The organism is Cypionkella sp., from assembly GCF_036782355.1.
Lineage (GTDB): Bacteria > Pseudomonadota > Alphaproteobacteria > Rhodobacterales > Rhodobacteraceae > Cypionkella.
In genome coordinates this window covers 20,563-43,209 of the sequence record NZ_DAIPZF010000024.1, presented here as the reverse complement: position 1 = coordinate 43,209, position 22,647 = coordinate 20,563, and the positions used below count along the sequence as shown (strand labels likewise).

The following is a 22,647-nucleotide window of genomic DNA, read 5'->3' as shown; positions in this document are numbered from 1 at the left end:
TCATTCCCCCTCTTTCGGCAGGCTCTTGGCGAATTGTGCGTAAAGCGCGTTGGCTATGCCCAGATCGGCTTGCCCTGCCACAGAGCGCGAATATTCGTTGTCGAGCATGGATTGAAAGGCGTCGTCCTTATCGCTTTCAAACAGGCCATCTGCCAATTTCGCCTGATGCCCCTCGGCCATAATCATGCGCACGAACATCGCCTCGAACTCCTCGGCGGCCTGGCGCAACTCGCCCGCCCCTGCGTTGCGGGTCGAGATATTTGGCCGGCCAAAGCCTGCATCTTGGGCGGGTAAGGGCAGGGGAAGCGCTGCGAGTTTGTCCATCATCTGTCCTCAGATCACCAAAAGTTCGGCATGCAGCGCGCCGGCTTCATGCAGGGCGTCCAGAATGGCCACAAGATCCGAGGCCGAGGCCCCAACTGCGTTGATCGCATCCACCAAAGACGACAGCGAGACGCCGGCATCAAAGACAAAGGCGCGCACATTCGGTTGATCGACCGAAATCTGGCTGTTGGGTGTTACCGTTGGCGCCGCAGGGGTGACGACGGTTTGATTGCCGTTCATCGCTACATTTGAATTCGGGGTGACAGTGGGGTTTTCGTTGACCTTCACCGTCAGGGACCCATGCGTTACCGCAGCTGGCGTCACGCGCACATTGCCGCCGATCACGATGGTGCCGGTGCGCGAATTCACGATCACCCGTGCCGGAGGTTCAGCATCCTTAATCTCGAGATTTTCTAGCAAGGAAACAAAGGAAACCCGCTGCGATGCATCTTGCGGCGCGCGCACGCGGATCGAACTTGAATCCAGCGGCACCGCGACGCCTGCGCCGAACATCTCATTGATCGCCTCGGCCATATTATGCGCGCCCGTGAAATCGCCGCGGTTCAGGTTCAGGATCAGGTTTTCAGTTTCCAAAAAGCTGGTCTCAACCATTTTTTCAACCGTGGCCCCGCCCAAAACCCGACCTGTTGTCGGGATATTCACCACCAGGGAGGATTGGTCAGCCCCCTCGACACCCAGACCGCCCACCACAAGATTGCCCTGCGCGATGGCATAGGTCTCGCCATCGGCCCCCAAAAGTGGCGTCATCAGCAAGGTGCCGCCGCGCAAAGACTTGGCCCCGCCCACGGTCGACACGGTCACATCCATCTTCTGCCCTGGTTTGATAAAGGCTGGCAGCTCGGCCGTCACCATAACCGCGGCCGCGTTCTTGGCATTCAGCCCCGCAGCATTCGTGACAATACCAAAACGCGACACCATCGCCTCCATCGATTGCAGCGTCAGGCCGGTGCTGCCATCGCCCGATCCCGCCAAGCCCACAACAATGCCATAGCCAATCAATTGGTTGCCCCGCACGCCCGCAATCGAGGAAATATCCTTGATCCGTTCTGCCGAGGCAAAACTTGGCAAAAGCAGGATCAAAGTGGTGATTGCGATGCGCAATAAAGGCGTCATGGCGTTGCTCCTTAAAACGGATTTACAGATGTCAAAGCGCGGCCAAGCCAGCCTTGTTTGCCGGTGTCTGCCAATTCGCCAGCACCGACATATTTAATATCAGCATCCGCAATACGATCAGACTGCACGACGTTATCCGAAGAAATATCCTCGGGACGTACGATGCCTTTGACGCGAATATATTCATCGCCATTGTTCAGCGTCAGCCGCTTTTGGCCCAAGATTTCCAGATTCCCGCCGGGCAAGACGCGAATGACATGCACCGAAACCTGCCCTGTCAGCGAATTCGACTGCGCCGCAGACCCTGATCCCGTAAAATTCTGGTCTGTGCCCGTTGCCAACTTGGTGCCGAGGGTAGAACCCAAAAGTGGCACAGCCAAATTCGCGTTGCTTGATTTCGCCGCAGCTGCGTTTTGCGATTTTGTGGCCGAAAAGCTTTCTGTGAAGGCGACGGTTAAAATATCGCCCACGCGTCCCGCGCGTCGGTCAGTGGCAAAAAGCCCAACCTGAGCGCTGGAATAAATTCCACCCGTCGGCATTGCCATAGGATCCATTGCCTCGGGCAGGGTGTACACGGGCTGATAATCGACAGACGCCTTTTCTTCGATCACTTCCGAGCAGGCGCTTAAAGCCAAAAGGCACAATCCGATTTTTGCAGCAACATTCGCCGTCATGATGCGTTACCTTACAGATTATTCGAGATATATTTCATCATTTCATCAACCGCGGTGATTGATTTCGAGCTGACTTCATAGGCCCGTTGCGTCTCGATCATATCGACAAGTTGTTGAACCACATTGACGTTCGAGCCTTCCAAATAGCCTTGAGTGATTTTACCAAAGCCGCCTTCAAAGGGGTTGCCTTCAATCGGCGCACCAGATGCTGGTGTCTCAACCACAAAGTTTTCCCCAATTGGCTGCAATCCGCGCGGATTGGTGAAATCGACAAGCGTTAATTGACCAACTTCTTGCGGCGAGGAAGACCCCCCAACCAAAACTGTGATCACGCCATTTGCGCCGACGTTAATTTCTGTTGCGCCATCTGGAATTTGGATCTCTGGTTGCACCACATAGCCCGAGGCCGTGGTCAAAGTGCCATTTGCGTCACGCGAAAAGGCGCCATTTCGGGTATAGCCCATTCGCCCATCTGGCAGCAGAACCTGAAAGAAGCCTTGGCCATCGATGGCCATATCCATCGAGTTTTCGGTGCTGGTTAGACTGCCTTGGGTATAAAGCTTGTCGGTCGAAACCAGCCGCACCCCGGTTCCAATGGTGGACGAGGAGGTCAGCATCGTTCCATCAGAAGTTTGCGCGCCACCCGAGCGCATCACTTGATAAAGCAGGCTTTCAAAATTCGCGCGATCGCGTTTAAAGCCGTTTGTATTAACGTTTGCCAAGTTGTTGGCAATGATCTGCATCTTAAGCTGTTGAGCATTAAGACCGGTTGTCGCAACATGCATAGCGCTGGAAGACATGGCTCAAGTCCTTTTGAAACTGATACAAGGACTATTGCAAACGCCGTGCCAGACCGGCTTATAAAAATGAGTTACTCGTTGGGCATGCGCAACAATTGCGCGCCGCCTTCGTCTAATTCTTTCGCTGCCGATATAAGCTTCAGGTTTATCTCAAATTGGCGCTGCATCTGCATCGAATTCACCAGCTCCTCAACTGGATTAACGTTCGAGGCCTCCAAGGCGTTTTGCATGATCGTTCCCGATTGATCAGGCGTAATAGCTGATCTGTCAGCATAGCGAATATGGCCATCAAGATCTTTGACTAACTTTGATTGCGGCGTCGTGGTTCCGATAAATCCCGCTGAAATAAAAGTGCCCGCTTCGGCTTGCAGCGGATTGACCAGAATCTCGCCGATTTGGGTGATCTGAATTTCACGGTAGGCTGGCACGTTCAACGGCTGCATCGTGCTGGACATCATAAGGCTGCCTGCGCCGTCAGTGAGCTGACCTTCGGCATTTGTTTTGAGGTCGCCGCGCCGTGAAAGAGCAAAGTTATTATCACCTGGGTCGGTGATAAAATAAGACTCATCGACTAAAGCTACGTCGGTTGGCAAATCAGAAGGGTTGATTGCGCCGGATTCTTCAGAAAACTGAGCCGGCCCCATTTCCAAAGCAAAGGCGCGCGCGCTCAGCTGACCGTTATCAAGTAAAAAGCCGCTGCCGCCTTCGTTTGGCATTTCACGGCGAAACCCAGGAACCACCATATTGGCCAAATTCTGTGATGTGGTATAGCGAATATCATAGATATTGCGAATTGAATTCAGCGCAGTGTGGATCATGCGGTCCATGGGTTTCGTCCTTTTAAGCGACCCTTACATCCGGATATTAATGATGGTTTGGGTCAGGGTGGTCGTGGTCTCAATTGCTTTGGCCGAGGCTTGGAAGTTCCGCTGGGCGGTAATCAAGTTGACCAATTCTTCTGTGATATCAACGTTTGAGCGTTCCAAAGAACCGGATTGAATGCTGCCGAACCCCTCGGATCCCGCCTCACCCACTTGCGGCGTTCCCGAAACGGCTGTCGCAACATAGGTGGCATTGCCCACCTGCTTTAGTCCGTTTTGGTTATTAAACGTTGCAATCATGATTTTACCCAACGGCTTGTTCTGACCGTTCGTGTAGTTTGCACGAATCGTGCCAGAACTGTCGATTTCAAGACCATCAAGTCGGCCCGAAGTGTAACCATCCTGTTCAACTGACAAAACCGAGAAGGGCTGTGCATATTGGGTCGAGGATGCGAAGTCGACATCAAGCGAGATCGAAAACCCATCGGCCTGTTGTTCGAAATGCACCATATTCTTTGGGCTAACAAGCTTACCGGTTTTGTCGAAAGTCAGTTCACCCTCATCGATATAAAGCGGATAATAGCCTGTAACCATATTATCTGGCGGAGATTTTACCACATTGCCATCCGCGTCAACATAAAGCGCCACACCATCGGCATCTTTGGCTTGCACGAGATTGTAGATTTTAGGGACAGATCCAACCCCCAACGGCACATCTTCAAGCCCAAGCTGCGCCGTCCCTTTTACCTTGATTGTCGAGGTATCGCCGGTGGTGCCTGTCATAAACGTAAAGTTATTGGTTGCTGCAGAATAGCGAACAGTCACACCGCCAACACCCTCGCCGGTCAGAGTATCGGCAATCTGGTTTATTTTCTCTTCAAGCGCTGTGGCAAGGGTTGTACCTACATAATTTCCAGGTGGAATTTCAATGATCCCGGCAATGCCGTTCACCGAGATATTAAATATGTTTTCACCACCATTACCAGTAAGACGGAATACTTGGGTCAGATCGCTTTGAGCAGCGCGGCCCGTCGCAATTGCAGGCTGCGAGGCGAGTCCGGTTCCCGCGTTAAAAAGGTAATCCGACTTTGTCACACCAAAACCGAAGACCGCATTTTCACCACCGCCAATAATCCGATTGTCCAGGTTGATGACCTCGCTTGCATCCACAGTGCCATCCCCATTCAGGGTTCGGCGCCCAATCTGGATATTCGAGGCTTTTTGCGATGCCGTGACGCCGATGGCACCATTGGCTGCAATCTTTTCACCTGTTGTACCTGAATTGATTACGAAAGATTTCGTGTCTGATTTGTAATTGACCGTGACACCATAGCGCTTGTCGTTCAGCTGAATCTCTTCGCCGTCGGCAACAAAGCTTTCGGCTGACAGGATTTCACCGCCGCGAATAAGCACCTGAGAGGCATTGCCACTGTCTGGAATGCCAAGATTATTTGTATCTTGGGCATCTGCCGATCCATAAACTGTGAAGGAGTTAAAGTTTGATCCTGTGCCAGTGCCTAAAACTGTTCTGTCGACAGAGAATTGCAGCCTTTGATTGATCTCGTCGTAAGAAACCTTAATTGCAGGATTGGTCTCATCGACCCAATTCAGCTTGTTGACCGAATTGATGTTCGCAGTTGAAGAGGCAATCGTTGTGGCGTCGGTACCGTCATACAGCAATTTACTCAGGCCAAGGCTGCTAACAGCTTGCAATTCTGTCGCATTCAAGTTGGTTTTGCTAATGACAAAAGCATGATCATAAGAAGAAGCCGCTGTGCTGCGGTTTGCATCCGCACCAATTTCGCGCAGGACGATCTTTGAGCTGTTAAAAGTGGTCAGAACACCCTCTGTGCCATTGTCTGACCCTTCAAAGAAGGCCTGTACGTCAGACGACGGATTGAACAAAAGCGTAATTGGATCGCCCGCAGCGTCAAACGAAAAGCCAGTCTCTGATAAAGAGAGGCCGGAGGCGTCGATTTGGATTTTGGTAAAGCCATTCGCAGTGGTGCCTGCAGAGTCGATCAATCGAACCGTTCTGCCGTTTAAGAGCGCGCCAAATTGACCTGTGGTGGGCCCTTGAAGTTGAATAGTGGCTGATTTTGGGTCGTAGCTGCCCGAGGGCACATACATCGTGATCGTATTTTGGGTCGGATCATAAGTGAACTTATTGGTGTCAGCGGGCGCTTGCAGCAAAACGCTTTTGTCAAAGACCGAAAGCGAGGCTTTATTCCCAAAATTGGAGAAGGCCAGATATTTTGTTTCCGTCGCCGCCGTTATGCCATCAGTTCCGGTATTGTGATCAATCTGGATGATTGCAGGGGCCGTTGGCGTTTGGTCAATTTTCTCGCCTAAAACGCGGGTGAACATGCGGCCATCAACCCCGAGGGTCGCGGCACCGTTGTTGCCTGTGGGATCAATATAATCGTTCAGCGTCGCATTGATGCGCTGCTGAACATGCACCAAGAACTCGTCCTTGGTAAAATCGGGCGAGGCCCCATCAATTGCGATGCCAGACAATTCCGAAACGGAAGTTTCTTTTAAAAGATCGACTGTGATCTTATCTTCGCCAAGCGAGACAGGGCTGCCATCCAGACCAAGTTTGTAAAGATCAATCGTCAGTTCATCATCTACGTTTTGAACGATCTGAAATTTTTTGTCATCGCCATAAGCTTCGTTAATGGCCCGCTCTACCTCGGCGGCAAGCTGGGTGGCATTATATTTTCCAGGCCGCAAATCAATGGACACAGGGGCATCGCTGTCATCGACATTGACCAGCAAGAAATCTTTGCCCCAGAAAACACCCGAATTGCTATTGCCGCCTTCTTCGGTGGCAGAAAACATCAAGGGGTCGGTGACGATTTCAACCAGCTTATCGCCCTCTTCGCCAAAATCAAAACCGGCCTGCTCGCCGCGTATGGAGGCAGGTTGCGAGGCAACCTTGGTTTGTAAATCATCCAGTTTATAAAGTGGAGACCCTTTGCCTTCGAGGAAATAGTTATCATCGGGCACGTGCGTGGTTTGATTGCCAAAGCGGTCAACAAAAATCTGGCTTCCTGTGTCATTCACGGCGGCAACCAAATTTGGATTGATGATCGTATTATTGATCACAAGGCGCGTGTCATATTTATTGGTTGGATCCGTCGCCGAAGCATTTTGGGTTTTGATAAAATAGATCGTGGCGATGGTCGGATTGCCAAGATCGTCAAAGATGGTGATCGAGGTCGAGTTTGTATAACTCTCGGGGTCGTCAGGGTTAAATACATAGCCATTTTCAAACTTGGCCTGGCTTGTGATCACGGGCGCGCCGGCGGGCACGTTCACGCCCAGCTGGATGTTGGATGTCGCATTCGGATCGCCAGAGGTCACCGGCAACTGCAAGGGCACCGCGCTTTCAAGGTCTTTCGCGGTAACAGAGCCATCGGTGTTGACGGGGAAGGTCAGCAGATATTGCCCTGAACTATCAACGACATAGCGGTCATTATCGACGTTGAAAGATCCGTTGCGGGTATAGACCGTTTGCGACGATGTCAGCGAGGGTTTCAGCGCAAAAAAGCCCTGGCCCGAAATCGCAAGATCGAGCGCGTTCAACGAGGACGCAATATTGCCTTGCGTGAACTGCTGTTTGATCCCTTTCAGGATAGCGCCCGAACCGATCGAGGAAGACGAATTCTGCAAGGGCGAGGTGGCGAAGATATCGCCAAATTCAGCGCGGCTGCGCTTGAAACCGGTGGTGCCAACGTTGGCGATGTTGTTCGACGTCGCAGAAATATCTGATTGCGCGCCGTTAAGTCCGGTGAGTGCTGTATAAAACGACATGGGTTTTGCCTTTCGGTGCGGGGATCAGCGGAATTTGGTGATGTCACTGGTGGCGATTTCGCCATAGTCTTGAACGTCCAGCATCATATCATCAGATCTTGTGCCAGCGGCCGATGCGGCCAGAACCCGTGCAAAAACTGATGGTTGCAGGTTTTCTTGACCTTTGCCGATATCAACGGCCACATCCACTTGGATCGCGTGGCGCTTGGCAAGCGTTTCGGGCGGAATGTCAGTCCAGCTAAAGCCGACCAGACCAGAGGGCTGGCTGCCAAGATCCAGTTGGTAAAGATATTCGCCGGTTTCCGCGTCCGAGAACGACACACGCGTGGTGCTCGAGGCCGCGGGCAGGTCGATCACGCCGTTGATCTCGCCATTGCTGTCGGGGCGCGCGATGTTGCCCGGCACCAGAACCGAATGACCCAGCAGGTTAGAGGCCGTCGCCACGCGCAGCTTTTTCATCTCGTCAGAAAGCGCCGTAATCCCCGTCGAGATTTCGCGAATGCCGGTCACGCTGGAAAACTGGGCCATCTGCGCGATGAAATCGCCATTGTCCATCGGGGCAAAGGGATCTTGGTTTTGCAACTGCGTTGTCATCAGCTTCAAGAATTCATCTTGACCAAGGTTGCTGTTGCCAAGTTTCGCATTTGTGGTTTTGCCGGTTGAGGTCGAGATACCCAGTTTGTCAAACAGGGCTTGCTGAGCGGCATTGCTTGGGTCGATGGTAGCCATTGCAACAGATCCTTTTCGGATTAACGGCCCATGTTCACCGTGCGCATCATCAAGCTGCGCAGGGTGGACAGGACTTCAAGATTGTTTTGATATTGGCGCGAGGCTTCCAGCATCTCGACCATTTCTTCGTCGGTATCGACGGCGGCTCGAAAGATATAGCCATCAGCATTGGCCTTTGGATGGTCGGGGGCAAAGACTTTGCCAGGCTCGCGGTCTAGAGCCACGATGCCATCTACGCCCACGGTGGCTAGGCCGGATTTGTTAATTTTTTCAGCATATTGCGTCGCAAAAACCGGTCGCAGCGCCTTGAAGGTATCCTCGGGCGAGCTGCCGACCGAATTGGCGTTTGCAAGGTTAGAGGCAACGGTGTTCAGCCGCGTCATCTGCGACGACATGGCCCGCGCGGCGACATCAAAGACCGAGGTGATCTTATCCATGATTATTCCCCTTTGATCGCAGATTGCAGGCCACTGATGCGGCGATTTAGAAAGCTGAGAGAGGCCTGATAGCGGATCACGTTTTCCGAAAATTGCATCTGCTCGACTGCAAGTTCGACCGTGTTGCCATCCAAAGAGGGTTCGGTCGGAACACGATATTTCAGGTTGGTTGGGCCGCCAACGCCTGCTTGTGGAATGTGGCGGGCGTCACTTGTGTGCAGCGGGCCGCCGGTGTCGAGATGTTTGGCCAGTTCGGCATTGAAATCAAGGTCACGGGCTTTGAAGTGCGGCGTTGCCGCATTTGCGATGTTAGAGGCCAGAATTTCATTGCGCTTGTTGCGCAAATCAAGAGCCTGAGCGTGAACGTTCAAAGAAGCGGCGATACTGTCCATGGCGATACTTGGAGGCCTTGTGTTTTTTAAAGCTGCGAGGTCGAGTTGGAGCGGAATTTGCAAGCACAGTGCCAACTTGTCAGTCTTGGGAGAAAAAAATGTCACCCCCCCTGAAAAACCTTGATGCCCTGCGCAGCCTCCCTGCTTCGGCCGCAGATCCCAAACTCAGCCCAAAGCTCGAGCGCGCGCGCGCCAAGCTCTTGACTGCGCTTGGCAATCTGTCGCTGCTGGATGCTTTGGCGAACTTGCAGGGTGCCTTTGAAGGACAAACAACCGAGGACAACCGGCTTGCCAATCTGGCGGCGCAGACCTGGATCGTGCGGCGGCGGCTGGAGGCTTTGCAAAAGGGGCAGATGCCCGCGCTTGTGCAAGACGTTCTGGCGCCCAAACCCGAGATCTCCTCCAAGCTTAAACTGATGTCCTTGGGCGGGGCAGACGGCGACAGGCTGGCCAAACCAAACCCCGAAACCGAGGCCAGCCCAATCAGTCCAGCAACTCCAACATCAAAACCTTGGCAAAAGGTCAGAATCTTAGCCGAAGCTGAGGTGAACGGGATGGTTTTCTTCGAAGGCTCGACAATCGCGGTCAAGCCAGAAGATGCCAGCAAGCTTGTCAGCGCGGGCAAGGCCGAAGTGGTTGAGGAACCAGCCGTCGCTGCGGCCGAGCCGATCACGCCAGATAAGCCCCCGCGCAAGCCCAAAGCCCCAAGCGCAAAAAAGGCTGGCGCATGAGCAAGCTGGTTTTTGCCTCTCTGCTGTCGATGGGCGCGGTTTTGCACGATTGCGCCGCCTTTCGACGCTTCGAGCAGCTGTCTTTTAGCTGCACAAGCGCGCTCACCGGCCCGTTTGAGCTGCGTGTTATTGACCGATCTGTAGGCGATCGGGTCACTCTTTCGCGCCCCTCTGGCGAGCAGCAGCTGCCCATTGCCAAGACCAGCCAAGATATGCTGATTTTATCGACACCGCCGATCTTATGGATGATTGATCTGAACGCGAAAAGAGTTTTTCTAAGTCAGGGCAAGCAAACCGTGCTGGCTGATTGTCAGGTTAAAAGTTTCAGCATGTGAGGCGCTGACGGGGGATTGGCACGCTTTATGCAAAAGCTGGCTACCCCCCGTGCTTAAAGGAGCCGAAAATGTATGGTACTATTCGATCTGGCATGTCCACTGCGATGCACGAACTTGCCGTAATTTCAAACAACATTGCCAATGCTGGATCGACGGCGTTCCAGCGCAGCGATGTGAGTTTTTCTGATCTTTACGGTGCCGCTTCGGCTGAATCCGTTCAGCGTTTAACAACTGGCCTTGGCAGTGCGGTGGAATCGACCCGCCGGAGCATTTCGCAAGGTAACTTGGCAAATCGCGATGGTGTCTTGAATCTTGCTCTGTCGGGCAGTGGTCTTTTTGTAACGGCCCCCCCCACCACGGATGGGGCGATCAGCGATCGTCGTATTTTTACACGCAATGGTGAATTTTCGCTTGATGCAAGCGGGGATATGCGCGCAACCGATGGGGCTTATATTATGGGCTTCTCAAATTTAGCAGATGGTGCAGAATTGTCTTCTGGATCCTTAACAAAGCTGAATGTGCCCTATGAGAAGGATGGTGCAAAGTTATCGGCCCTTGAAATCAATAAAGACGGCGCAATTTTTGGGACCTATGGCCAAACCGTGACCAAATTAGGCCAGATTGGCTTGGCGACATTTCCCAACCCGTTGGCTATGCGCTCGCTTGGTATTTCGCGATTTGAGCCGACAGTGAATTCTGGTGAGCCCGCCTATGGTATTGGTGGCGCTGATGGATATGGACAGGTGCAAAGCGGTGCGCTGGAAACATCCAACGTCGATATGACAGTCGAGATGACAGGCATGATTAGGGCGCAGCAACAATTCTCCGGCGCCGCTCGGATTCTTCAGACCAACTCTGATATGATTGAAAAGCTGACGCAGCGTTAAAGGCTGTGGTTGTTTTATAAGGCTAGGCGGGCGCGATCTTAAAGGATTTCGCCCGCCTTGCTGTTTAAACTAAAGGCAAAATCACCGACATGTCACGCACTGTCAGCGTGGTTGTTTTATCAAGCCATAAATCGCCAAGGCTGGTCACTGCAATTTCTTCGGCCAAGGCTAAAACGATACTTGCAGGGCGGCTGGTCACATGGCGCAATTCGTGACGCAAAAGATCAAAAAGACTGCGGGTTATCGACAAATCTCCATGCATCACAGGTCGATGTATCGGCACCTCGATCTTTCCAAGAGCGTGCAGCGGAATGGCATCAACAGGATGAAAAGAAAGCGTGCAACTGCCCCGCGCGATATTCGATAACTGGCAAGAGACTTCTAAGGTCAGACGCGAATGAATACCTAATATGCGCAGTTCTGCACTTTGCACGAACATTTGTAAGTTGGATAGCCTTTCAAGGTTTGGTGGATTTTTCAAATTCCCTCTCACCCAATAGCTTCGCCTGTAATTTCGGCCAAACGATCGCGCAGTCGTAAAATGGCTGCCTTTTTGATTTGCGACACGCGGCCAGTGGTTACTTCTAGTACCTCGGCGATTTCGTAAACGTTCAACTCTTCAACGTAATACAACTGAATCACCAAAGCCTCTTTTTCACTTAAAACCTCCAATGCGCGGCGCAGAGACGCCTTCATTTGCACTTTGGCTAAATGGTCTTCAGGATTGTCATCCGAGGAATGAAACCAAATGGAAAAGTCATCCATCATTTCATCTATTGTGTTATGGGTATTCGCCTGAAAAACAACGCGCCACTCTTCATATTCGTGGATATTCATCCCCGCTTCTGCCGCGATTTCCGTGGCACTCGGCATGCGCTGCAATCGACGTTCTAAGCTTTCCGTCGCGCGGTTTACTTTTTGCCGCATTGCAATTGTCGTGCGGCACAAATGCGACGCGCGACGCAAGTGATCAACAATGGCGCCCCGAATACGAATGCCGGCATAGGATCCAAAAGTAACACCATCTCTGTGAACATATCTTTGGGCCGCGTCTATCAAGCCAAGATTGCCGACCTGAATTAGATCCTCAATTTCAATCACGCCCCTGACGCGGCCATGATAAAAATGCGCGATCCGGCGGACTTGATTAAGCTCTGACTCAATCAGGTTCTGCGGAGATGGCCTCATTTCGCTGTATTGGGTGTTCATGTCACGTCACACCTGCTCCATCGTACCATTCGCTGCTTGAAAAAAGCGAATGCCGCCGTTGATATTTTGGGGAGCGCTTAAGAGCCGCAGCGCAATGTCATGAAAGGCGACATGCTCGACCGTTTGCGTGTCGGATGAAGACAGCAGCACGGGTTTGCGCGCAGCCACAGCGCGCCGCATCCTTTGCGACATTGGAACATTTCCCAAAAAGGTCAGCTCTACGTCTAAAAACCGCATGCAAATCGCTCGAAATTTTTCAAAATGCTTTTGAGCTTCCACTGCACTGTTCTCCATATTTACGATAATAGAAAAGCTTTGCAATTTTCGTTCCAAATGCGAGGCTTTAATCAGCGCATATGCATCCATAAAGGAGGTTGGTTCTGCGACGATCACCACAACCACACGGTCAGAGGCCGCCATAAAATCCAGCGTGCTATCGGCTGCGCCGGCTGGCGCATCGACCAAAAGGATGTCGGTTTTATCAGCAAGCGCATCCATTTTTCTAACAAGATCAAAGCGATCGGCCTGCGACATATGCAAAAGATCAATCATGCCGCTGCCGCCCGCCAAAAGCTGCACCCCGTTTGGCCCGATTTCAATGGCCTCTTCCACCGGTTTGCCCAGGCTAATCACATCTGCCAAAGATTTTTTTGCATTCATGCCAAGCAGAATATGGGTATTTGCCAAACCAAAATCGGCGTCCATTAAGGTCATGCGCTTACCCAGCTTTTGCAGCATCAGAGCAAGGTTGACCGATATTGACGTCTTGCCAACTCCGCCTTTGCCGCTTGCGATTGTAATAGAGTGAGGCATACTTTTTCCTATTCCGCAGCGAGCTGAGTTGTCGCCTCGACCGGCGATTGTTCTGGTAGCAGTCCTATTATATAATCTCGGAATACTTCGACACTGGCTTCGTTTAAAGTTCCTTCAATATCTTGGGTGCCCGACAACCATCCTACGGGTAAAGTCGAGGTCGCATAGGCGCAAAGTTCAGCCGCGTCGCATTCGTATTCATCCAGCTTGGTTAGGGCGATTTGCGATGCAATGCCTTCGTAGTGCGCAAGGGTTTGGTTGATCCGCCCAAGGCTTTGGCCAGCAGGCATAGCGAGAACAACAGGGAGCGGTTCTTTTCCAACACGCTGCGGACGCAATTGGCCCAATTGTGCGCCAGTTAGATTTATATCTAGAACCAGACGCAGATCAGGATCGAAATGCGAAAGATCCGAAAGGTCTTCGATTTCTAGATAAGAGTGATCAATGCCGATTTGCCGAGCAAGGCCCGAAAGTGTGATATTATCGAATTGATACGGAACAGAGACCAATTGCACCCGACTTTCAGGAAACGCTAATTTAAGCAGCGCTGCAAATTTAGCTGCAAGGTGACTTTTGCCAGCCCCACTTGGCCCCGCGACCACCAAGCCTCCGCCCTCGAGGACCGAGCTTAATTGTGATTGGGCGGCGGCGATTTCACGCGCCAGACCCGAAGCAAAGTCGAGGTGCCGGTTGCCCGAGGCCGCCGCCGTCAAACGGCCGACCAATTGGGCGTCAAAGCCGGTTGCAAGCAGCGCATCCTCTTCGCCAATGCGCGCATGCGCTTCTTTGGTCGCCACAAGCGCTGCGGTCAATTCGCGCACCTCGCTTTGCAATTGCTCGCGCGCGGTTTCAAGGGCGCGCGCCTCGGCTTCGGCAAAATCTGCCGCCGCCCGAGCCGCTTCAACGCCTGCGATAGCCCGCTCAAGACGCCGCCGTAGATCTTCGATTTTCCCCTCTCGCACCGCATCAAAACTGCGAATTTTGTCAAACATCCCCTCCAAAAACGCGGTGCTGCTGTCATTATGGGGCGGCTTGCTTGGCGCGAGAGCGCTTTGCACGGGATCTTCGAGCGTGACATGAACGGCGTTGCTCGGGGCTTTGGCCTCCTCTGGGGGCTGAACCAAGCTCAAAGTCTTGTCGCCCGCCTGCGGATGTGGGGCATTGCTGCGGGGGCGGTTCAAGACGAAATGCTCGTCCGCAAAGCCAACTTTGGCAAAAAGCTCGCCAAAAGATTGTTTGTCAGCCTTTTCCGGCTTGTCATTTTTTACCGGCAGCGGATCATTTGTGGCGCGAATTTCGATCTGGCCGTTATGGCTTTTGGTCGAAAGGATGAAAGCCCCATCGCCAAGGCGGCGCATGATTTCGTCCATCGCAAGCGCGCTGTCGGGGGCGGTGACGGTGATTGTTGGCATGGCGCGTTACCTCATACTTTCTGCGGTGCTGCGGGTGTCGCGAGGCTTTCCGTCGCACCGATCGAGGCCACCACTTCGACATGGCGGTTTTCGGGCAGTTCGTTAAAGCCAAGAATGATCAATTGCGGCACATGGGGTTTGACGAAGTTCGAAAAGGGTCGGCGAATTTGCGGCGCAACCACGCAAATGGCGGGGCGGCCTTCAGCGGCCAGCCGCTCAGAGGCGTCATTGATCGATCGGACCAAAGTCTCGGCCAATTTGTTGTCCAGCATCAGGCCCTCGTCGCCAGCTTGGCGCATTGTTCTCAGCATCAGCTGTTCCAATTCGGGGGCCAGCGTGATGACAGGCATGGCTTGCCCAAGCGCTGTGACTTGCTGGATCAGCAGCGGCGCCAATGCCGGACGCAGCGATTCCGCCATATCGGCGGGCGATTTGCCCCGCCCGGCCGAGCCGCCCAGACCCTCCAGAATCCGGCGCATATCCGAAATCGGCACGCCGTCTGACAGCAAGATCCGCAAAATCTCGGTCATCACCGGCAGTGAGATGATCTTTGGTACCACCGATTGCACCAATTGCGGAAACGATTTGGCCAGATTGTCGAGGATGAATTGCACATCATCTTGCCCAACCAGATCGGAAGCATGTTTCAGCAAAAGCTGGCTCAGATGGGTTGCGATCACGCTGGTCGGCTCGATTACCACATAGTGCTGCGCCTCGGCTTGCGCCTGTTGGTTAGGGCGGATCCAGACGGCATCCACGCCAAAAGAGGGGTCTTTCGCCTCAATCCCGTCAATCTTGACGGCCGATTTGGCGTCTGGAATGGCGAGTTTACGGTCGGGGTAGACCTCGTCATCGCCAACAATGGTTTGACCAATGCGAATGCGATATTGGTTTGGACGCAGGCCCAAATCATCGCGGATCCGCACCCCCGGCACCACAAACCCCATCGAGCGCGACACATCGCGGCGGATCGAGGTGATGCGGCGCGTCAGCTGGCCGCCGCGATCTTCGTCAACCAGCGGAACAAGCCCGTATCCCAGCTGCACCGAAATCGGCGAGTAATCCGTCACATCTTCAAGCGATATGATGTCGGAATTCTGCGATGGAGCGGCCTCTGGTTCTGGGGCGACCTCTTCGGCGCTTGCCTGTTCTTTGCGGTGCAAAACATAGGCAATGCCGCCCGCAGCGGCAGCAAAGATCCCGAACAAAGCGTTCGGCATCCCGGGCACAAGGCCGATCATCAGCACCACCGCAGCCGTCGGGATCCAGGCGCGTGACAGGCCAACCTGTGTGCTGATATGCCCCGCCATATCCGTTGCCGAAGAAACCCGCGTGACAATGATTGCGGTGGCGATAGACAGCAAAAGTGAGGGGATCTGTGCAACAAGCCCATCGCCGATCGCCAACAGCACATAGGTCTGCGCCGCATCTGCAAAGGCCATGTCATGCTGAGCCACGCCAATGATCAGCCCGCCAAAGACGTTGATCGCCAAAATAAGAATGCCTGCCATGGCATCGCCTTTGACAAACTTTGACGCACCGTCCATCGAGCCGTAAAACTCGGCCTCTTCGCCAATTTCCTTACGTCTTGCGGTGGCCTCTTCCGGCGTCAGGATGCCCGCATTCAAATCGGCATCAATCGCCATCTGTTTGCCTGGCATCGCATCAAGCGTAAAGCGCGCCGAGACCTCTGACACGCGTCCCGAGCCTTTGGTAATCACCACAAGATTGATGATCACCAAAATGATAAAAACAAAAATCCCGACAGTGTAATTGCCTGACACCACAAAATCGCCAAAGGCCTGAATAACCTTTCCTGCTGCATCTGGCCCATTATGGCCATCTGTCAGTACAATACGGGTCGAGGCCACGTTCAACGACAGACGCAAAATCGTTGCCAGCAGCAAAAGATTGGGGAAGGACGAAAAGTCCAGTGGCCGATGCGAATGCATCGCAACCATCAAGATCAAAAGCGACAGCAGGATGTTAAACACAAAGAATGTATCGAGCAGAAAGGCGGGCAGCGGCAGGACCATCATCGCAATCAAAACAAGAATGCCGATCGGCATGGCCGAGCCTTGCAGCATGCGCCGCAGCTCCTCCAAACGGTTTGTAACCCCTGTCAATTCCATGACACCCCCAGGCCGTCAAAATTCAAACATCTGCACTTTTTAAGCCGCCAGCAGCGCTTTTTGCCTTATTTCAGCAAAACCTCACACCGCCGGCAGCGTCGTTAAAACGCTCGTGGGAAATAGAAGCAAAAACTGTGCCAATCGGCTTAAAATCTAAGTTGGCAGAGATCTGGCACATTTCCTGCAAGGCAAGGCCAAACCAGTTGGGAGGTGCATCTCTTGCCATTCCCCAAAACAGGAGTTGACCGCTTTGACCAAATTACCCTTGGTTGCCCTCTCGCTTGGGCTGATGTTCGTTTCTGGCTGTGTCGCGCCGAATGGCTCTGCTGCACCTTATAACGGCGCGCGGCAGCAAACCGCGGCGCAGCAATTGGCCGCAACTGAAGCCGCGCTGAATGCCTTGGAGCCTGCACCGGCGCCAGCGGTCACGGCGGCCTCGACGGTGCCCACGCTTCAAGGGCTTGGCTATGCCGTTGTCTCGGTACAGCCCGGGCGCAATACGGCGCAAAAGACGCTGCTGGCGATCCGCGCTGCGCGCATGGATGCAACGCGGGCTTTGGCTGAGCAAATTCACGGTCTGAGCGTGGACAGCCGCACCACGATGGCAGAGGCGGTTGTGCAATCTGACACCCTGCGCGCCACCGTCACCGGCGTGATCCGCGGCGCGCGCACCGTCCGGATCGAGCCGAAATCGCCCGATGTCTACGAGGTGCTGCTGGAGGTGGATCGTGACATGATCGCGCAGATGCTGCGGGTCGCACGGCGGACGCGGACCTAGAGCGCGCGATGAAACGCTTGGTTTCAGCTTTGATTGTTCTGCTTGCGGCCGGTTTGGCCCTGCCAGCCAAAGCCGAGCTGCGCCGGGTGCAGGCCACGGGGCAGGCGGTCAGTACCGGGCTTGGCGCCGATGTCACCCGTCGCCGTGCGCTGCAAGAAGCCCTGATTGAAGCGGCTTTGTCGGCGGGGGTTGATGTGAATGGCTTTGCTGCCAGCGCAAACTCTGTTCTCACGGCGGATCAATTGGTGGTGCGGCCCTCGTCGCGGATCTTGGGGTATAGCGTGCTGTCCGAGGGCAAAAGCGGCGATTTCTATCGCGTGACGGTCGAGGCCTATGTGGGCGAGCCTGTGCGCTCGGATATCTGCGCCAAGCGCGCGGCGGTCTCGGCGCTTGTCTACCGGCCTTCGGTTTCGGTGGATTTGCGCGCGCCGGTTTGGCTTGAAAACTTTGGCGCTTCCTTGGCCGAGCAGATCCAAGACGCGCTTTTGCGCTCTGAAAATGGCAAGCTGACCCGCTCTGATGCGGTGGGGCCAAAGCCTGTCTCTGCCTCGACCGCGCCGCCCGATATGGATTATGCGAATTTGACGCGGCGGCGCGCGGGGGCTGCCAGCTTGCAGCCCAAGGCAGGGCTTTCCATCACCTCTCAGCTGTCGCTCTCCTTGACCGGTGGCGATCACTCTGGTGCAAGCTTGGCGATATCCTTGACCCTTCGGTTGATCGACACGGGCTCGATGCAGGTTAAATCGCAAAGGCACGTTGCGCTGCAAATTCCCGTTGCAACAGGCTTGCCCTTGCGCAGCCTGAACCAACTGCTGCGCAAGGACAGTCAAAAGCTTGCGGCCATGGTCATGCCGCGGGTCGAGGTCGAAATTGCTGACCTGTTGGGCCGCTATCGCTGCGAGCCGATGGTCGCGCCTCTCGACTATGCCAATGGCAAACTCAGCCTGCCTTTTGGCTCGGAAGACGGGCTTACGAAAAACATGCTGGCCTATACCGATCGTGGCGATCAGCCGTTTCTTTTGTTCCGCATCACCGATTTGCAAGCCAACCGCGTCACGCTTGCCACCATCGACCCCTCGTCGGACGCGCGCCGTTTGCAGGGTGTACCGGCCCATTTTATGGCGGATATCCCATGAAAGCAGCAGTTTGCATGGCGATTTTTCTGATGTTGCCAAACTGGGCCGCAGGCGCGGGCAAGCCGGTAACCGGGGCTGACGTTGCGCTGCGTGTCACCGAGGTCTTGCGCGATCAGGGCATTGTGGCAAAGCCAATGGTTGCCGCCGAGCGCCGCTATTTCCCTTGTGACACCGAGTTGCAGGTCGCCCCGCGCGTGGAAAACCGTTGGGATGCTCTTGAGGTGACTTGCACCTTGCCGGTGCCTTGGTCCATCATTCTGCGCACCGAGGGGCAGGTCTGGGATGGCCTGGACACAGCAGGGCAGGGGGCTGTTAGCGCAAATGCTGTCGAGGCTGTGATCCTGCGCCAGTCGGCGCGCAAGGGGCAGCTGATCTTGCTTGATATGCTGGAACGTGTGCGGCTTGATACCGAACCGGCCCAGGGCTATTTCACCGATCCCGATGAAATCGTCGGACGCAGGCTGACCGCCAATGTCGCCGCCGGTGTGCCGATCCGCGAGCGCAATTTGCGCCCGGCTTGGGCGGTTGAAGAGGGGCAGCGCGTTGCCATCGAGCAAGACCTTGGCGGAATTACTGTCGCAGCCTCTGGAATTGCGCTTGAAAATGGTGCCATTGGTGATATTGTCTCAGTTAGAAATGCGAGTTCGAACAAAGTGTTGCAAGGTTTCGTCTCGGAAAAAAATAAAATCTCCGTTTCAGCTAACATGAACTGATATTGCGTCGTTAAGAGCAATAGAAGGAGGTACTCATGGTTGATCTTATCAAAGCCTCGATGCAGCAAAGTCTCGCCCAAACATCGCTAGATGCGCGGGCGCCGGCCAAGCGAAAAACGATAGATGCTCCCGCGGCCCAGCAGGCTTCGGGGTCTTCAGACGTCTCTATCCTGTCGTCGAAGTTGCGTGCAAAAGACATGGCCGAAACGCCGCCCCTCGATATTGAGGCGGTCGGGCGGATCAAAGAAGCCATTTCTAAGGGCACATATCCTATCGATCTGGATCAGATTTCGAATAAATTGTTCGAAAATTATCTCGAGATGCGTAAATAATGGTATCTGAAACCGGCGAGAAGACCCCGCCACTGGCGGATATTCTAACCGAGTTTTCGGCCGTTATTGCGCGTCTCGGCGATAATTTTAACAATCTTTCGATTGTGGCAGAGGTCGAAGACGATCTGCTGCGCCTCGTTGCCATAGCGCGCGAGGCAGTTGCGCTTGAAACGGCTGATCCCGCACTTGCCGAAAGGCTTGCAGTGGTCTTGGCGCAATATGAAAATGCCCGTGCGCAGCTTGACTTGCGGCTGGGCGCGATGCGGGCCTTTGGCGCCTATTTGAAGGCAAGTGTAGAAGGCTGACCGCGGGCTGTTGACGCGCGTGTTGCGAAAAGCTTTACCAAAAATACCTTAAAATTTCAGGGTGTTGCAAAGGCAGACTCGGCAAAAACCTCTGCGGCTGTGGCCTGTACCTTTATCAGCGTCTCTGCTGCCATGCCATCGGATGTGCGCGCCATTCCCGCCTCGCAATCGGCTTTTCCAATCGCATAGCAGATCGAAAACCAGATAAAGGCGCTTTCCATATCGGGTTTGATGGCGAAATCAGCATAGAGGCGCGCAAGCTTTTCGGGTGCCGTGTCATCTCCGGCTGTGATCTGTTGCGCCAACAGCTCTTGTAACTGTTTCACCACAGCGTCGCGGTCTTTGTCAGGAAGCGCCGATTGCAGGCCGTTTACCAGTTCGGGCGCGCGCGTTTCGCCGCCCAGCGACGACAGTGCCGCCCAATAATAAGCGTCGCGGTAGTTTTGCGGCCGGCCACGACCAAGCTTTAACAGCACCGCCAGATTGTACTGCGCATCCGCAGCCCCCGCCTGGGCCAATGGCAGGAAAAGATCGACGGCGCGGCGAAACTTTTTGTCACGCACCGCCTGAACCGCTTGGTCAAAGGCCTCGTCTGCGGGATTTGCCTGCTCGGGGGGCGCGGCGGTGACGGTGGTTTCCTGCGCAGCCAAACCCGCAGCAGAAAACCCTGCACAAAGGATCAGCCAAGCCAGCCTCATTTTCCCGCCATCATCACAAGCTGAAGGTAAAACACACGCAATTTGAACTTAGAGCCGGGTTGCTGTTCAAACACGATGATTTTTGGACGATCCTGCGCACCTTTCGAAAATTCAATCGACACATTATCAGGTAAGAACACCCCGGCTGTTTCCAAAGACCCTTTTGGATCACGGGAAAAATGATCTGCAAAGGGTGTGTCAATCCAAACCCGCGCAAGCGCGCGCCCCAGAATATCGGGCAGAAAATTACGGACTTCTTCGCGGTCATGCAGGCGCAGTGTTTCAGGTACAAGTTTTAACGGATCGCCCGTGCCCGTTGATCGTTTTACAAGCCCAAGATCGCCAGATTTTACTGGAACCAATTCCCCTTTAGGGACGGGAACAAGATCATAAGATGGGCTCATGCGAATGCCTCGACCTTTGTCGGAAATTGTTGTTTCAGTCCTGTGCTAGAACATAGCCCATTTGCACAGTCCAAAACTAGAATGAAACGCATTGGCTTGCCACCCTTAGTTTGACGCAGCGGCCTTGCGATTGCGAACAAGTCTAAGCATCTGCTGTTGGCTGGGAAAAAATCTGCCATAGGTAAATCCCGTCATAAAATTGACGCTCCAATAATTCTTGGGAGACCAAAAGTTTTTTTCATCGGTCCAATAAGGCATTGGCTCGGTTTGCGGGAAAAGCTTGGGGTCAATCATCGGCGGGCCGCAGTCTTTGCACAGCAAGGATTCCAGTTCTTCGCGGTTGGGCAATCGCCAACCTGGGCCAAGCTGCTCATCCGCCTGAAGAATAACCTGCTGAATCTCTTCATGATTTAGCTGAACAGCCTTGCCGGTACAGCTTTCGCTTTCTAAAGACCAGCGCTGCCCAACCGAGCAGCGCATCCATTCCAATCCGCGCGAAAGATCTAAAACAAAGCTATCGCGCGCATAAAAGGTTGGTTGTGCGGCCATGGGGTGAGCAGTGACTGCCAAAAATGCTAACAACGATAAAAGCGGGGCTTTGGTCAGCATCGGGTCACACCTTTCTTAGGAAGCATCTTGTCTTCGTCACAAGCATAGCAGCGATAAAACCCATATAGGCGGGGCGAGAGGCATATTTTAGCCTCTGCTTGACTTTGCAACCTTGGATAATATTTAAAGTTTATGTATCTCGCTCTTTCTCCTTGCAAGAACTTTGCCAGACTAGACGCGTAATTTTCGCCGGCACTCCCTTCAGATGGCCCGAAAATTGAAAGAGATCACTGCTGTTTCAGCTAAGGGATAACGAACTATGGATATCGCCTCTTTAATCGGCCTTTTGGGTGCGATTGCCATGATTGCGGGTGCCATGCTTTCGGGCGGTGGGATTGGGCCATTTATCGATGTGCCTTCGGTTCTCATTGTCTTTGGCGGAACGTTCTTTGCGGCAATGTATACCGCCCCATTGCCGACCTATTTGGGCAGCTTTGGTGCGATGGCAAAGGCCTTTTTACCGCCGGTTAAAAAGATGGATGTTTTGGTCACGCGGATGGTGGAATTGGCGGCCGTGGCCCGTAAAGACGGGATGATGGCGCTTGATGGGCAATCTGTGCCCGACAAGTTCTTTGAAAAAGGCCTTCAAATGCTGGTTGATGGTGCCGATGAGGGCAAGCTTGTGCGTCAACTTACCATGGAAATCAAAGCGATGAAGTCGCGCCATGAGGCCAAACAGGGCTGTATCAAGGCTTGGATCGACCTTGCGCCTGCGATGGGCATGATCGGCACCTTGGTGGGTCTGGTTCTGATGCTTGGCAATATGGGGGATCCGAAGTCTATTGGTCCTGCGATGGCTGTGGCGCTTTTGACCACGCTTTACGGCGCGTTTCTGGCCAATGTTTTGTTCGCACCCATGCTGACCAAGCTTGAGAATTATACCGCATATGAAATCACCTACCGCGAGATGGTCATCGAAGGTCTGCGCGGCATTGCGCGCTCGGAAAGCCCGCGCAACATCCAAGACCAAATGGCTGCAAATCTGCCGCCGAAGCTGCAAGCGAAGCTGAACGCTGCGGCCTAAGC

26 protein-coding genes are annotated in these 22,647 nt (G+C 53.8%); 9 read left to right on the top strand and 17 right to left on the bottom strand.

Features of this window, described 5'->3' with window-relative positions:
• From V7Q10_RS10660 to flgB, 9 genes are all read right to left on the bottom strand, one after another.
• A complete protein-coding gene (locus tag V7Q10_RS10660) occupies positions 1-324 on the bottom strand; it encodes a rod-binding protein (RefSeq protein ID WP_333869074.1) in 324 nt (107 codons plus the stop codon).
• Between the two features lie 9 nt (positions 325-333).
• Complete coding sequence (locus tag V7Q10_RS10655; protein ID WP_333869073.1) at positions 334-1,458, bottom strand: flagellar basal body P-ring protein FlgI; 1,125 nt, start codon at positions 1,456-1,458, stop codon at positions 334-336.
• A gap of 11 nt (positions 1,459-1,469) precedes the next feature.
• A complete protein-coding gene (locus V7Q10_RS10650; RefSeq protein ID WP_333869072.1) occupies positions 1,470-2,132 on the bottom strand; it encodes a flagellar basal body L-ring protein FlgH in 663 nt (220 codons plus the stop codon).
• 11 nt (positions 2,133-2,143) lie between these two features.
• Positions 2,144-2,932, bottom strand: a complete 789-nt coding sequence (gene flgG / locus V7Q10_RS10645; protein ID WP_333869071.1) for a flagellar basal-body rod protein FlgG — start codon at positions 2,930-2,932, stop codon at positions 2,144-2,146.
• 71 nt (positions 2,933-3,003) lie between these two features.
• The gene (locus V7Q10_RS10640) at positions 3,004-3,759 is read right to left on the bottom strand and encodes a flagellar basal body rod C-terminal domain-containing protein (protein WP_333869070.1); all 756 of its coding nucleotides are present in this window, start codon (positions 3,757-3,759) and stop codon (positions 3,004-3,006) included.
• 24 nt (positions 3,760-3,783) lie between these two features.
• Positions 3,784-7,569 carry a flagellar hook-basal body complex protein gene (locus V7Q10_RS10635; protein WP_333869069.1) on the bottom strand — a complete coding sequence of 1,262 codons (3,786 nt, stop codon included), beginning with the start codon at positions 7,567-7,569 and terminating at the stop codon, positions 3,784-3,786.
• A gap of 24 nt (positions 7,570-7,593) precedes the next feature.
• Positions 7,594-8,298 carry a flagellar hook assembly protein FlgD gene (locus tag V7Q10_RS10630; protein WP_333869068.1) on the bottom strand — a complete coding sequence of 235 codons (705 nt, stop codon included), beginning with the start codon at positions 8,296-8,298 and terminating at the stop codon, positions 7,594-7,596.
• A gap of 20 nt (positions 8,299-8,318) precedes the next feature.
• Complete coding sequence (flgC, locus tag V7Q10_RS10625; RefSeq protein WP_333869067.1) at positions 8,319-8,735, bottom strand: flagellar basal body rod protein FlgC; 417 nt, start codon at positions 8,733-8,735, stop codon at positions 8,319-8,321.
• Positions 8,736-8,737: 2 nt separating this feature from the next.
• Positions 8,738-9,127 (bottom strand): flagellar basal body rod protein FlgB, encoded by a 390-nt coding sequence (gene flgB, locus V7Q10_RS10620; RefSeq protein ID WP_333869066.1) that lies wholly within the window; start codon positions 9,125-9,127, stop codon positions 8,738-8,740.
• A 98-nt stretch (positions 9,128-9,225) separates the two neighbouring features.
• On the opposite strand from flgB, the gene V7Q10_RS10615 reads away from it, so the two are divergent.
• The 3 genes from V7Q10_RS10615 (at position 9,226) to V7Q10_RS10605 (ending at position 11,080) form a co-directional block, all read left to right on the top strand.
• On the top strand, positions 9,226-9,858 hold the full coding sequence (locus tag V7Q10_RS10615; protein ID WP_333869065.1) for a hypothetical protein: 633 nt from the start codon (positions 9,226-9,228) through the stop codon (positions 9,856-9,858).
• Entirely contained in the window at positions 9,855-10,193 is a 339-nt protein-coding gene (locus V7Q10_RS10610) for a hypothetical protein (protein ID WP_333869064.1), read from the top strand. Before V7Q10_RS10615 ends, V7Q10_RS10610 begins: the two co-directional genes overlap by 4 nt.
• Positions 10,194-10,261: 68 nt before the next feature.
• The gene (locus V7Q10_RS10605) at positions 10,262-11,080 is read left to right on the top strand and encodes a flagellar hook-basal body protein (protein ID WP_333869063.1); all 819 of its coding nucleotides are present in this window, start codon (positions 10,262-10,264) and stop codon (positions 11,078-11,080) included.
• 64 nt (positions 11,081-11,144) lie between these two features.
• Here the strand turns inward: V7Q10_RS10605 and V7Q10_RS10600 are convergent, their stop codons facing one another.
• The 5 genes from V7Q10_RS10600 to flhA are packed head-to-tail and all read right to left on the bottom strand — an operon-like array spanning position 11,145 to position 16,646.
• A complete protein-coding gene (locus tag V7Q10_RS10600; protein ID WP_333869062.1) occupies positions 11,145-11,561 on the bottom strand; it encodes a hypothetical protein in 417 nt (138 codons plus the stop codon).
• Positions 11,562-11,569: 8 nt separating this feature from the next.
• Entirely contained in the window at positions 11,570-12,289 is a 720-nt protein-coding gene (locus V7Q10_RS10595; RefSeq protein ID WP_333869061.1) for a sigma-70 family RNA polymerase sigma factor, read from the bottom strand.
• 6 nt (positions 12,290-12,295) lie between these two features.
• On the bottom strand, positions 12,296-13,102 hold the full coding sequence (locus V7Q10_RS10590) for a MinD/ParA family protein (protein ID WP_333869060.1): 807 nt from the start codon (positions 13,100-13,102) through the stop codon (positions 12,296-12,298).
• A gap of 8 nt (positions 13,103-13,110) precedes the next feature.
• A complete protein-coding gene (locus tag V7Q10_RS10585) occupies positions 13,111-14,514 on the bottom strand; it encodes a hypothetical protein (protein ID WP_333869059.1) in 1,404 nt (467 codons plus the stop codon).
• 11 nt (positions 14,515-14,525) lie between these two features.
• Entirely contained in the window at positions 14,526-16,646 is a 2,121-nt protein-coding gene (gene flhA / locus V7Q10_RS10580) for a flagellar biosynthesis protein FlhA (protein ID WP_442885858.1), read from the bottom strand.
• Between the two features lie 250 nt (positions 16,647-16,896).
• Between flhA and V7Q10_RS10575 the strand changes: the two genes are divergently transcribed.
• From V7Q10_RS10575 to V7Q10_RS10555, 5 genes are read left to right on the top strand one after another with little or no spacing between them, the layout of a single operon-like run.
• A complete protein-coding gene (locus V7Q10_RS10575; RefSeq protein WP_333869058.1) occupies positions 16,897-17,424 on the top strand; it encodes an LPP20 family lipoprotein in 528 nt (175 codons plus the stop codon).
• An 8-nt stretch (positions 17,425-17,432) separates the two neighbouring features.
• Entirely contained in the window at positions 17,433-18,560 is a 1,128-nt protein-coding gene (locus V7Q10_RS10570; protein ID WP_333869057.1) for a flagellar assembly protein T N-terminal domain-containing protein, read from the top strand.
• Between the two features lie 14 nt (positions 18,561-18,574).
• Positions 18,575-19,273, top strand: a complete 699-nt coding sequence (gene flgA, locus V7Q10_RS10565) for a flagellar basal body P-ring formation chaperone FlgA (protein WP_333869056.1) — start codon at positions 18,575-18,577, stop codon at positions 19,271-19,273.
• Positions 19,274-19,308: 35 nt separating this feature from the next.
• Positions 19,309-19,605: a flagellar biosynthesis anti-sigma factor FlgM gene (gene flgM / locus V7Q10_RS10560; protein ID WP_333869055.1), complete on the top strand. Its 297-nt coding sequence runs from the start codon at positions 19,309-19,311 to the stop codon at positions 19,603-19,605.
• On the top strand, positions 19,605-19,910 hold the full coding sequence (locus tag V7Q10_RS10555) for a hypothetical protein (protein ID WP_333869054.1): 306 nt from the start codon (positions 19,605-19,607) through the stop codon (positions 19,908-19,910). Before flgM ends, V7Q10_RS10555 begins: the two co-directional genes overlap by 1 nt.
• Positions 19,911-19,966: 56 nt before the next feature.
• Here the strand turns inward: V7Q10_RS10555 and V7Q10_RS10550 are convergent, their stop codons facing one another.
• From V7Q10_RS10550 to V7Q10_RS10540, 3 genes are all read right to left on the bottom strand, one after another.
• On the bottom strand, positions 19,967-20,608 hold the full coding sequence (locus V7Q10_RS10550) for a hypothetical protein (RefSeq protein WP_333869053.1): 642 nt from the start codon (positions 20,606-20,608) through the stop codon (positions 19,967-19,969).
• Positions 20,605-21,012, bottom strand: coding sequence for a hypothetical protein (locus V7Q10_RS10545; RefSeq protein WP_333869052.1), 408 nt, complete (start codon positions 21,010-21,012; stop codon positions 20,605-20,607). Before V7Q10_RS10545 ends, V7Q10_RS10550 begins: the two co-directional genes overlap by 4 nt.
• A 105-nt stretch (positions 21,013-21,117) precedes the next feature.
• Complete coding sequence (locus V7Q10_RS10540) at positions 21,118-21,621, bottom strand: Lcl C-terminal domain-containing protein (protein WP_333869051.1); 504 nt, start codon at positions 21,619-21,621, stop codon at positions 21,118-21,120.
• Positions 21,622-21,880: 259 nt separating this feature from the next.
• On the opposite strand from V7Q10_RS10540, the gene V7Q10_RS10535 reads away from it, so the two are divergent.
• Positions 21,881-22,645: a motility protein A gene (locus tag V7Q10_RS10535; protein ID WP_333869050.1), complete on the top strand. Its 765-nt coding sequence runs from the start codon at positions 21,881-21,883 to the stop codon at positions 22,643-22,645.
• Positions 22,646-22,647: the final 2 nt, after the last annotated feature.